The 12,067-nt window shown below is 40.2% G+C and carries 9 protein-coding genes; 1 reads left to right on the top strand and 8 read right to left on the bottom strand.

The features are described from left to right. Positions 1-43 precede the first annotated feature (43 nt). From meaB to VK91_RS09420, 8 genes are all read right to left on the bottom strand, one after another. Entirely contained in the window at positions 44-1,141 is a 1,098-nt protein-coding gene (gene meaB, locus VK91_RS09455; protein ID WP_048392309.1) for a methylmalonyl Co-A mutase-associated GTPase MeaB, read from the bottom strand. Then, positions 1,141-3,294: a methylmalonyl-CoA mutase gene (gene scpA, locus VK91_RS09450; RefSeq protein ID WP_048392308.1), complete on the bottom strand. Its 2,154-nt coding sequence runs from the start codon at positions 3,292-3,294 to the stop codon at positions 1,141-1,143. The genes meaB and scpA overlap by 1 nt, the downstream gene beginning before the upstream one ends. Beyond that, on the bottom strand, positions 3,291-4,994 hold the full coding sequence (locus VK91_RS09445) for a methylmalonyl-CoA mutase family protein (protein ID WP_048392307.1): 1,704 nt from the start codon (positions 4,992-4,994) through the stop codon (positions 3,291-3,293). Before VK91_RS09445 ends, scpA begins: the two co-directional genes overlap by 4 nt. Before the next feature lie 121 nt (positions 4,995-5,115). Next, complete coding sequence (locus tag VK91_RS09440; protein WP_048392306.1) at positions 5,116-6,459, bottom strand: dihydrolipoamide acetyltransferase family protein; 1,344 nt, start codon at positions 6,457-6,459, stop codon at positions 5,116-5,118. 170 nt (positions 6,460-6,629) lie between these two features. After that, positions 6,630-7,613, bottom strand: a complete 984-nt coding sequence (locus tag VK91_RS09435) for an alpha-ketoacid dehydrogenase subunit beta (RefSeq protein ID WP_016993882.1) — start codon at positions 7,611-7,613, stop codon at positions 6,630-6,632. Continuing rightward, positions 7,613-8,629 (bottom strand): thiamine pyrophosphate-dependent dehydrogenase E1 component subunit alpha, encoded by a 1,017-nt coding sequence (locus VK91_RS09430; RefSeq protein ID WP_048392305.1) that lies wholly within the window; start codon positions 8,627-8,629, stop codon positions 7,613-7,615. Before VK91_RS09430 ends, VK91_RS09435 begins: the two co-directional genes overlap by 1 nt. A gap of 86 nt (positions 8,630-8,715) precedes the next feature. Then, entirely contained in the window at positions 8,716-10,143 is a 1,428-nt protein-coding gene (gene lpdA / locus VK91_RS09425) for a dihydrolipoyl dehydrogenase (protein ID WP_048392304.1), read from the bottom strand. A 177-nt stretch (positions 10,144-10,320) separates the two neighbouring features. Then, entirely contained in the window at positions 10,321-11,415 is a 1,095-nt protein-coding gene (locus VK91_RS09420) for a Glu/Leu/Phe/Val dehydrogenase (protein ID WP_048392303.1), read from the bottom strand. 387 nt (positions 11,416-11,802) lie between these two features. Here VK91_RS09420 and VK91_RS09415 point away from each other — a divergent pair, with 387 nt between their 5' ends. Further along, the gene (locus VK91_RS09415; protein ID WP_004231186.1) at positions 11,803-12,039 is read left to right on the top strand and encodes a DUF2627 domain-containing protein; all 237 of its coding nucleotides are present in this window, start codon (positions 11,803-11,805) and stop codon (positions 12,037-12,039) included. The last annotated feature ends 28 nt before the right edge of the window (positions 12,040-12,067 follow it).

Here is a 12,067-nt window from a genome sequence, read left to right as displayed (position 1 = left end):
AACACATTTCAGTTGAAATTACTACGATTTCAATAAGACTCGTTTACTTGTCTTCCTGCTCCTCGCTAAATAAACGATCCACACCTTGTGTAACTGTCAACTGTCCACTTAAAATTTGACGTTCAAGCTGTTGTACTTGTGCTTTACGTTGCGGGTTTCCATAAAAGAGATCTATTAAATGATCGGTAATCATCGATTGGAACCACTCTTTTGTTTGTTGCTGGCGTCGGGTAGCCCAATAGTGATTTGCTTCTACGATTTGCTTGAATTCCCCAATTGTTTCCCAAACCTTATCAAGTCCTCGATTTTCTAGTGAACTAACAGGCATGGCAGTTGACATCCAACCAGGTGTAGCAGGCTGTAAAAAGTGCAAAATTTGTTTGTACTCTGCAACCGTTTTTTTAGCTAGACGTACATTATCACCATCCGCCTTATGCACGACAATTGCATCTGCTAATTCCATAATGCCTTTTTTCATGCCCTGCAATTCATCCCCCGCTCCTGTTAAAACTAGAAGCAGGAAGAAGTCAACCATGCCACGGACATAGGTTTCACTTTGTCCAACACCAACTGTTTCAATTAAAATCACATCATAGCCTGCTGCCTCACAAACTAACATGGTTTCTCGTGTCTTTTTGTGAACACCCCCTAGGGTACCTGCCGATGGCGATGGACGCACAAATGCACTAGGCTTCTTAACGAGCTCTTCCATACGCGTTTTATCGCCAAGTATACTTCCTCCCGATAGAGAAGAACTTGGATCAATGGCAAGAACAGCAACTCGTTTCCCCATATCACAAAGCATAGTACCGAAAGCCTCTATGAATGAGCTTTTTCCTGCCCCAGGCACACCTGTTATGCCAATTCGGATACTATTGCCTGTATGTGGAAGAAGCTCCTGCAATAGTTCTTGTGCCTGTACTTTATGGGTAGCGTTTGAACTTTCAATGAGGGTAATGGCTTTTGATAAATGTGTGCGAGAGCCCGCACGTACTTGTTGTGCAAGCTCTCCTACATTTAGAGTGTCTGCCTTTTTCTTTCGGAACTTTTTGGGTGTACCATATTGCATCCCGTCGTGAGTCGCCTCTACTCCGTCCATGACAAATAGCGCACTTTCTTCCATTCCTTTATTTTTGTCCATTATTCAGACACTTCCTCATAGCCTAAACGTTTGTAGATTTCTTCAATAATTTTTTGTGCGGATACAGGAATCACTGTACCTGGTCCGAAAATGGCTACTGCACCGGCATTATAAAGGAAATCATAATCTTGTGCTGGTATAACACCACCCACAATAATGATAATATCTTCACGACCTAGTTTTTCAAGCTCAGCTATCAATTCAGGCACTAATGTTTTATGTCCTGCTGCTAGTGAAGACACACCAATAACATGAACATCATTTTCAACAGCCATTTGAGCAGCCTCAGCAGGCGTCATAAATAATGGAGAAATATCTACGTCAAAGCCTAAATCTGCATAACCAGTTGCGACAACCTTTGCACCACGGTCATGTCCATCTTGTCCCATTTTAGCAACTAAAATACGCGGACGACGACCTTCATTTTCAAGGAATTCTTCTGTCATTTGTTTCACTTCCGCAATTTGCTCCTCATCAGAGAAGTTTGCAGAGTAAACACCAGAGATCGAACGAATGACCGCTTTATGACGACCAGAAACTGCTTCAATTGCATCAGATATTTCACCTAAAGAAGCACGAGCGCGCGCTGCATCCACTGCTACCGCTAGCAGGTTTTCTTCTCCATCTTGAGCCGCCTTCGTTAAGCGAGCTAAATGTTTTTGAACTTCCGCTTCATCACGAGCTGCCTTCATCGCTTCTAAACGTTCAATTTGTTTTTGACGAACAATGGTATTATCGATATCTAAAATATCAATTGGCTCTTCTTTTGCTAAGCGATACTTATTCACGCCAACAATCGTTTCTGTTTTAGAATCAATTTTAGCTTGACGTTTTGCTGCTGCTTCCTCAACCTTCATTTTTGGAAGTCCCGTTTCAATCGCTTTAGCCATACCACCAAGCGCTTCTATCTCTTCGATTAACACCCAAGCAGATTTCGTAATTTCTTCTGTTAATTTCTCTACGTAGTACGAACCACCCCAAGGATCAATGACTTTTGTCATCGCTGTTTCCTCTTGTAAAAATAACTGTGTATTACGCGCGATACGTGCTGAGAAATCTGTTGGAAGTGCAATCGCTTCATCTAATGCATTTGTATGAAGGGATTGCGTATGTCCCATCGAAGAGGCATTTGCTTCGATTAAAGTACGTGCAACATTGTTAAATGGATCTTGCTCAGTTAATGACCAGCCAGATGTTTGGGAGTGCGTACGTAATGCTAATGTCTTTGGATTTTTCGGGTTAAACGTAGACATCATTTGTGCCCAAATACGACGTGCTGCACGCATTTTAGCAACTTCCATGTAATAGTTCATACCAATTGCCCAGAAGAACGATAAGCGAGGTGCAAATGCATCAATATCAATACCTGCTTTTAATCCTGTTCGAACATACTCCAAGCCATCTGCTAATGTATAGGCAAGCTCAATGTCATTTGTTGCGCCTGCTTCTTGAATATGGTAACCAGAAATTGAAATAGAGTTAAATTTTGGCATATACTTCGCTGTATATTCAAAAATATCTGCAATGATTTTCATTGACATAGCTGGTGGGTAAATATATGTATTACGCACCATGTATTCTTTTAAAATATCATTTTGAATAGTACCTGCTAATTGATCTGGCGTTACCCCTTGTTCTTCTGCTGCTACAATATAGAATGCAAGGACGGGTAATACGGCACCATTCATTGTCATTGAAACTGACATTTGGTCTAACGGGATTTGATCGAAAAGGATTTTCATATCCTCAACTGAGTCAATCGCAACCCCAGCTTTTCCTACGTCCCCTGTTACACGTGGATGATCAGAGTCATAGCCTCGGTGTGTTGCTAAATCAAACGCGACAGAAAGACCTTTTTGTCCCATGGCCAAATTTCGTTTGTAAAAGGCATTGGATTCTTCAGCAGTTGAGAAACCAGCGTATTGCCGAACCGTCCATGGACGTGCTACATACATAGTAGGGTATGGTCCACGTGTGTTGGGTGCAATCCCTGCCACATCATTTAGATGTTTAGCCTCTTTAATATCTTCTTTTGTGTAAATATCTTTAATTTCAATCCCCTCATTTGTCATGAACTTATCTTCAGACGCTTGAGGTGCTTCAGCTGTTAAAACCTTTTCTATTTCTATTGCATTAAAATTTGGCTTGCTCATCGTTGGACCTCCTTCATGCTCGCAAACACGGACTGTAATTTTTCAATGATGTTTTGTCCTGCGAAAATAAAGCCGTTTAAGCCATTTGCTAACCATGCTTCTTCTTCGTCTTTAAATTTGCCCGCTACATCTACAAGCACATTCGCTGGTTTTTCAGCTAAAATGACTGATACAAATGCTTTTGTATCATCATCATTGCCTGCAATCACTACATACTTAGCCTCTGTCGCCTTCAGCCAAGCTACTGCCTCTTCTACAGTTGTCACTGGCTCACTTTTTTCTGGTACAAGACCCACTGTGTTTAAGAAGCCCGCTACAAAATCTGCGCGTGGTTTAGAGCTTTTTAATGATCCTAATGCTAAAATACCTGTTTTTACATCTGCTGCTGTCATGTCTGCACGTAAGTCCTCAAATGGAGCAGCGATACGCTTAATATCAGCAAATAATGGATTTGTATCCTGTTCAAGAATATCAGCTGGATTAGCATAAATATTCGTTCCAATTAATGATTGCTTACGTGTTTGGGCAGCTTTGATGCGTTTTTGATAGGATGCTTCCACTTCTTCTGCAAGCTTGCCAGAGGCTGTATATTCATCGATACCGCCAGCTGCCTGGATGTCTAAAAATAGTGCCCATGCTTCTTTCACAAAATCTGCTGTTAACGACTCGATAAAGTAAGAGCCCCCTGCTGGATCTTTTACTTTTAAGACATTTGTTTCTTCTCTTAAAATTAATGATACATTACGAGCGATACGAATGGATTGATCCGTAGGTTTTGTTAACACGTCATGTGGATGAACCGTAAAGAGATCAGCACCACCGATTAAACCAGAAAGCGCTTCATTTGAAGAGCGTAATAAATTTACATACACATCTAATTTAGAAAAGCTTCTTAATGATGTTTCAGCAACAGTAGGGATTTTGATATGATCTGTTACGCCATAAGCGGATGAGAACGCTTTCCAAAGTACTTTAAAAGCACGTAGCTTTGCAATCTCCGTAAAGAATTGTGTATCAATGGCAAATGATACAAAGAATTTCTTCGAGAACGCTTCAAAGCTTTCTTCTTGTTCTGCAAATTTGGCTGCTAATGCAAGTGCATAGGCTAATTCTTGTACAGCGTTAGCACCTTCATTATGATAAACAGTTGTGTCTGCACTGACTGAGCGCACGTTCGGAAATGCAGTCAAAGTGATAGGGTCTTTTGAAATCATGTAACCTTTAATGGCTTCTTGTTGATCTACTGGAATGTTGTCGAATACTGCTAATAATGGGTCTTTTGAATTTTCAATAGTAATTTTAAACGAATATTCTGAGAAATATGATGCTAATTTGACCAATACTTCTTCTGTCCAAGCAAAGCTCACTCGGCTATCAATTGTAATAACTTCATTGCCTCGAGCTAGACTATCCTCAAGCTGTGCAAAAAAAGCTTCGCTTGAATCAGCGTGAATTTGTTGTGCCACCTGAAATACTTGATCATTTTGTAGGGAACGGATTGTGGCAACTTGTAAATCAAGCTCTTCTCCAAGCTTAGCTACTAAACTTTCTTGCGTGTAAAGCGGCTGTAGTGTAACACCTTCATTTGTTTTTGTGAATAGTGACTCAAATGGTTTCCCTTTTAAAGCTTTGATTGCTGCATCTTGCCAGTCTGAATAGGCTGGTATTTCAAATTCAATATTTTTCATGTTGTTTGACATGCGGACGCTTAATCAGCTTCCCCCCTTAGTAGTTTCTATTTGTTATTCTACATGACAAATTGCGACTCGAAAAGCATAAAAAAAATCGGAAACCCTTATACAGCAGGTTTCCGACAAGTCATCAGTAGACTGACGTTGAAGATTTATTTGTATTTTCGAGTATTTCTTTTACTCTATTTAGGAATTTACCACAGACAAGTCCATCAAGCACACGATGATCTAATGATAAACATAAATTCACAATATCACGTGCAGCAAACATTCCACCTGGTAAAACAACAGGTTTTTTTACAATACTTTCCACTTGCAGGATCGCTGCTTGTGGGTAATTGATGATGCCCATTGATTGAACAGAGCCAAATGCACCTGTATTATTCACTGTAAATGTACCACCAGTAATGTCATCCATTGCTAATTTTCCTGTACGAACTTTGATAGCCAGTTCATTGATTTCTTTCGCAATTCCTTTAATGGATTTTTCATCTGCGTGTTTTATAACAGGTACAAATAAGGCATCATCCGTTGCTACTGCAATCGAAATATTGATGTCATGTTTTTGAATGATTTTATCTTCCGCCCACATCGAATTCAGCATTGGGAATTCCTTTAAAGCTTGAGCAACCGCTTTTACAAAGAAGGCGAAATATGTAAGATTAAAGCCTTCTTTTTGCTTAAATTCATTCTTTAAGCTATCACGATAAGTCACTAAATCTGTTACATCCACTTCCATCATCATCCAAGCATGCGGCGCTTCATGTACACTTTTCACCATATTATTCGCAATGGCACGACGGATCTTCGTCACTGGAATTTCGATATCTCCTGGATGAATAGGTTGTACAGGTGCAGCTGCTTTTTCCACTTGTTGCTGTGGTGCAGAAGCTGCTGTAGGTGCTGATGTCGTTTGAACGGTTGGAGCTGCTTGTGCTACATCATTTGCCGTTGGGATATTACCTGTTTCAATTAGCTTTAACAGGTCTTTTCGTGTAATACGACCACCCTCGCCAGTACCTGTTACAAGGTCTAAAGCTATATCATGCTCCTGTGCAAGTCGAAGAACAGCTGGTGAATAACGTACTTTACCCGTACGTGCCTCTTTTGGTGCAGATACTGGAGCTGCTACCTGCTGTGGTGCCTCCTGTTTCTTTTGAACACCTGCATTTAAAATAGCCGTACTTACCGTTGATTTTTTTTCAGGTGGCGGTGCTGGTAATTCACCTTCTCCCGCTATTTCAATCGAGCAAACGACTGCTCCAACTGGTAATGTCTGACCTTCTTGCGCAAGTAGCTCCGTGATAACCCCTTCAAATGATGACGGGATTTCAGCATTTACTTTATCTGTAACAACCTCTGCTAATGGATCATACTTTTTAACTGTATCTCCAGGCTTTACAAGCCATTTTTCAATTGTACCTTCTGTTACACTTTCGCCGAGCTGTGGCATTGTAATATTTTGAACCGACATCTTTTATTCCTCCCATCAATTAAGCCTAGGCGTCATTGTACCTGATGCAGCGCTAAAAACATTAAACGTAGACAGGCATTTAGACAGATTTTGACTTTCATATGTGCAAAGTCAAAATCTGTTGTTCCGTCTGAGGCTTTTATTTTTTCATTCAGCCTTGTTGTAATCTATTAGAACGCAGCAAGTTCTCGCATAGCACGTTCCACTTTATCAGGATTAATCATAAAATATTTCTCCATCGTTGGTGCATATGGCATGGCTGGCACATCAGGTCCCGCTAGACGTTGAATTGGTGCATCAAGCTCAAATAAACAATGTTCTGCAATAATTGCAGCAACCTCACTCATGATACTACCTTCTTTATTATCCTCTGTGACAAGCAATACTTTACCTGTCTTACTTGCAGCCTCAATAATCGCTTCTTTATCCAGAGGGTAAACTGTACGCAAGTCAAGGATATGAGCGGAAATACCATCCGCAGCTAGGCGTTCTGCCGCTTGTAAAGCAAAGTGGACTGCTAAACCATAGGTAATGACTGTCACGTCATCTCCTTCACGTTTTACATCTGCTTTACCAATTGGCAATGTGTAATCATCTAGTGGTACTTCCCCTTTAATTAAACGATAGGCACGTTTATGTTCGAAAAATAATACTGGATCTTCATCACGAATAGCAGCTTTCAATAAGCCTTTTGCATCATACGGTGTTGATGGAATGACAATTTTCAAACCAGGTGTACCAGCAAAAAGTGCTTCAACGGATTGTGAATGATAAAGTGCCCCGTGAATACCTCCGCCAAAAGGTGCGCGGATGACCATTGGACAAGTCCAGTCATTATTAGAACGGTAACGAATTTTGGCTGCCTCTGAGACGATTTGATTGACAGCTGGCATAATAAAATCAGCAAATTGCATTTCAGCAATCGGACGCATACCGTACATCGCAGCACCAATACCCACACCAGCTATTGCACTTTCTGCAAGCGGTGTATCAAGCACGCGGTATTCACCAAATTGATCGTATAGCCCAGTAGTGGCTTTGAATACACCACCTTTACGACCAACGTCCTCTCCTAAAATGAAAACTCGTTCGTCACGTTCCATCTCTTCTTTCATTGCTAATGTAATCGCATCAATATAAGACATTACTGCCATTACATGTCACCTCCGTCCACTGGTGCATAAACATATTTAAGTGCATGCTCTGGTTGTGCATATGGAGCCGCTTCAGCATAATCAGTTGCTTCATTTACTTCTGCCATAACACGCTCTTCGATTTCAGTACGTATCGCGTCAGTCATCACGCCAGTATCCATTAAATACTTTTCAAATAATACAATTGGATCCTTTGCTTTGCCTTCTGCAATATCTTCAGCCGTACGGTATTGACGGTCATCATCATCTGAAGAATGGGCTGTTAAACGATAAGTGACTGTTTCGATTAAGCTTGGACCTTCCCCATTACGTGCACGATCTGCAGCCTCTTTCACCACTTTATACACTTGTAACGGATTTTTCCCATCCACGGTCACTCCTGGCATTCCATAGCCAATCCCACGATCAGATACTTTTGCACAGCCTAGCTGACGCTCTACTGGCACAGAAATCGCATATTGATTGTTTTCTACCATAATAATGACTGGTAGCTTATGCACACCTGCAAAGTTCGCTCCTTCATGGAAGTCTCCTTGGTTGGATGAACCTTCACCAAGCGTAACGAAAGAAACAAAATCTTCATTTTGTAGACGTCCTGCAAGTGCAACGCCCACTGCGTGTGGAACTTGAGTCGTAACAGGAGATGAACCTGTTAAAATACGATTTTTCTTTTGACCAAAGTGGCCTGGCATTTGACGACCCCCAGAGTTTGGATCTTCTGCTTTAGCAAACGCAGATAGCATCAGTTCTCTTGGTGTCATACCAAAATGTAAAACAACACCCATATCACGATAATAAGGTGCAATATAATCCTTACTTTTATCCAGTGCAAAGGCTGCTCCAACCTGTGCCGCCTCTTGACCTTGACAGGAAATTACAAACGGAATTTTACCAGAACGGTTTAACAACCACATACGCTCATCTAGTCTTCTGGCCATTAACATTGTTTCGAACATAGCAAGTACATCTTCATTTGACAAACCTAAATCTTCATGTTTGATTTGAACATCTTGCATACGAACACCCCTTTCGTATTATAGAGAAATAACTATCTTATCCTATATCCCCACATTTGGATATGTTAGTTATGAAATTCAGAAAATTAAAAATGGATAGCGCGATCATCCACTGCTAGAGCAGATTCCACTAACACCTCATTTAAGGATGGATGTGGATGAATTGCTTGACTAATTTCCCATGGTGTTGCATCTAACACTTTTGCTAAGGATGCTTCACCAATTAAATCTGTTACATGAGGCCCTACCATATGAATACCCAAAATATCATCTGTTTCTTCATCAGCAATAATTTTGACAAAGCCTTCTGTCTCTCCATTTACTAATGCTTTACCAATGGCCTTAAACGGGAATTTACCAATCTTTAATGAAAATCCTTGTTCTTTAGCAGCACTTTCTGTTAATCCAATGCTAGCAACTTCTGGATAGGAATAAACACATTTCGGTACTTTTAGTGCATCCAATGTCTCGGTTTTCCCTGTTGCTATATGCTCAATAGCTGAAAGCCCTTCATGAGAAGCAACATGCGCTAATTGTAAGCCACCAATCACATCTCCTATGGCATACATATGAGACTCTTTCGTTTGATAGGAACCATTCACTTTAATAAAGCCATTTTCCACTTCAATCTCTGTATTTTCTAGACCAATACCTTGCGTATTCGCCTCACGTCCTACACAAAGTAATAGTTTATCAGCCTCAAAAACTTCTTCTTTTTCATTCACTTGCGCAGAAATGAAAACGTTATCATTTTCAATTTTGAATGTATTTGTATCTAAGCGAGCATTCGTAACAATACGAACGCCTCGTTTCTCAAGTTGTTTCGTCACTTCTTTAACGATGTCCGCATCTTCAGCTGGTAAAATGGATGGACCATATTCTACTACTGTTACATATACACCAAAATCGCATAGCATAGATGCCCACTCAATTCCAATAACACCACCACCAACGATTAGTAGTGACTTTGGTAAACTTTCTAACTGTAATGCGTGGTCTGAATTCAGCACATATTGCCCATCTATCGCTAACCCTGCCATACCACGAGGCTTTGAGCCCGTTGCAATGACAACATTCGTAGGCACAAGCATTTCATTTTCATCGCCATTGGACATTTCTACAGATATTGTACCAGGCATAGGTGAGAAAATAGATGGACCCAAAATTCGCCCTGTACCATGATAAACATCTATTTTGCCTTTTTTCATCAGTGTATTCACACCTTGGCTTAATTGCTCAACGATTGCTTGTTTCCTAGCTTGAACTTTGTCAAATTGTAATGTTACACCTTCAATATCGACACCATATTCGCTAGCTGTTTTATTAGCCATACGATATACTTCGGCACTTCGGAGTAACGCTTTACTTGGAATACAGCCTTTATGCAAGCATGTACCTCCTAAACGCTCACGCTCTACAATGGCTGTTTTTAAGCCTAGCTGAGCAGCTCGGATGGCTGCAACATATCCACCTGTACCTCCACCTAAAATGACAACATCATAATTTTGAGCCATGTTTATTCCCCCTATTGAGAAAAGTGCTAAAGGATTCTATTAAACAATAACCAAGTGATTTTTTTAACAGTCAGTGCTTTAGAAAAACTTTAGCTTTACTTCATTAAAGCCCTAATTTCTTGTTGAAAATAGAAGAAGTCGACAATGCGACTTCTCTTCATGTATCAACTGTCTAAATTAGCGACCGTGTAAAATATTTTTTTCATTTTTTAAAAATTGGCTGCGCGATTTTGCTACGCGAGCGATACGTTCCTCAGCTAAGCGGTTCGCTGCCACATATGTTGGAATGCCATCTCGTTTTGAAATAGCAAAGATTTTTTCAATACTATCATAAATGCCATCAACGCGTTTCATTGCACGTTCACGATTATAGCCATATAATTCATCCGCAACGTTAATAACGCCACCAGCATTGATTACATAATCTGGTGCATAGACGATACCTAATTCATGTAGGTAGTCACCATGACGTGAATCTTTTAATTGGTTATTTGCAGAACCAGCAATCACTTTCGCTTTTAATTGCGGAATTGTTTCATCATTTAAAATTGCCCCTAATGCACAAGGTGAGAAGATATCTACTTCTTGCGCATAGATTTCATCTGGTGCCACTGCAATCGCGTCGAAGTCATTAACAACTCGATCAATAGCTGCCTGATTGATATCTGTTACAACAAGTTTTGCCCCTTCATTATGTAAATACTCGCAAAGCTTGTAGGCTACATTTCCTAGACCCTGTACAGAAACTTTTAATCCTTCTAGTGAGTCTGAACCGAATGCTTCTTTTGCAGCTGCCTTCATACCACGGTAAACACCATAAGCTGTTACTGGAGATGGGTTACCTGAAGAACCGAATGCAGGAGAAATTCCTGTTACATAATTTGTTTCTTCATGGATTAAATCCATATCTGATACCGTTGTACCTACATCTTCAGCTGTAATATAGCGGCCATTTAATCCTTGAATGAAACGACCTAACGCACGGAACATCTCTTCGTTTTTATCTTTAAATGGGTCACCAATAATGACCGTTTTTCCACCGCCAAGGTTTAAACCAGCTGCAGCATTTTTGTAAGTCATTCCTCGTGCTAAACGTAATGCATCTTCAATTGCATTTTCTTCCGACGCATACGTCCACATACGTGCTCCACCTAGTGCTGGTCCAAGTGTTGTATCATGGATAGCGATAACCGCTTTTAACCCTGATGCTTCATCTTGGCAAAATACCAATTGTTCGTAATCATACTTTTCCATATACTTGAAGATTTCCATGAAACTCGCCCCTTTGCTTTGGAAAGTGCATCCCCAAATGCCCATCCAATCAAGTTTTATCTAACAATCTAATCTTCATAGCGTCCTCACTCAGCAAATTCTGAGCTCCTATTCGGTAGTAGGTGTTTAGACCCTAATACTCAAAGAAGAAATTGTTTAGTAATGGATAATATTGCTCCACTTATTTTTACAATACTGACAAATTCACAATTTCGCAACTATTATTACATATTCTTATTTAAGTAAGAATTTTCTAAACATTCAGTTACAATCGCTACTTTCTGTCCTGTCACGTTTTTAGCTAAAAATATTATATTGGTTTATACCCTTCCTTGACATTCCCCCATCCACAGGTAAAATTAATCATAGGAATAAGGAGGGGTATACATGGCCCGTTTAGCTGCATTTATTGTAATGCTTATTCCAGGTCTTATGGCTGCAGGTGGCATTAAATTTATGCGTGATACATTATTTGGTAAGCTCATTTCACCATTCCCATTTTTATGGTTGCAATTTGTAGTTGGTGTCATTTTCTTCGTCATAGGCTTTGGGTTTTTCGCTGGATTTTTACTGCATCGCGATCGAAAAAACGGAAAAGTAGCACCACGCTTCCAAAAAAAATAAAAAAAGCTATCCAAATAAGTCATGCAAG

Source organism: Lysinibacillus sp. LK3, from assembly GCF_001043675.1.
Lineage (GTDB): Bacteria > Bacillota > Bacilli > Bacillales_A > Planococcaceae > Lysinibacillus > Lysinibacillus capsici.
The sequence above is the reverse complement of the archived record's forward strand: the minus strand, read 5'-3'. Positions and strand labels throughout refer to the sequence as shown.

What these genes read in the sequence shown, in the direction of transcription:
- lpdA (WP_048392304.1), bottom strand. Translation starts at nt 10,143, where the DNA reads ATGGCTCAAAATTATGATGTTGTCATTTTAGGTGGAGGTACAGGTGGA.
- meaB (WP_048392309.1), bottom strand. Translation starts at nt 1,141, where the DNA reads ATGGACAAAAATAAAGGAATGGAAGAAAGTGCGCTATTTGTCATGGAC.
- VK91_RS09420 (WP_048392303.1), bottom strand. Translation starts at nt 11,415, where the DNA reads ATGGAAATCTTCAAGTATATGGAAAAGTATGATTACGAACAATTGGTA.
- VK91_RS09445 (WP_048392307.1), bottom strand. Translation starts at nt 4,994, where the DNA reads ATGTCAAACAACATGAAAAATATTGAATTTGAAATACCAGCCTATTCA.
- scpA (WP_048392308.1), bottom strand. Translation starts at nt 3,294, where the DNA reads ATGAGCAAGCCAAATTTTAATGCAATAGAAATAGAAAAGGTTTTAACA.
- VK91_RS09430 (WP_048392305.1), bottom strand. Translation starts at nt 8,629, where the DNA reads ATGCAAGATGTTCAAATCAAACATGAAGATTTAGGTTTGTCAAATGAA.
- VK91_RS09435 (WP_016993882.1), bottom strand. Translation starts at nt 7,613, where the DNA reads ATGGCAGTAATGTCTTATATTGATGCGATTACATTAGCAATGAAAGAA.
- VK91_RS09415 (WP_004231186.1), top strand. Translation starts at nt 11,803, where the DNA reads ATGGCCCGTTTAGCTGCATTTATTGTAATGCTTATTCCAGGTCTTATG.
- VK91_RS09440 (WP_048392306.1), bottom strand. Translation starts at nt 6,459, where the DNA reads ATGTCGGTTCAAAATATTACAATGCCACAGCTCGGCGAAAGTGTAACA.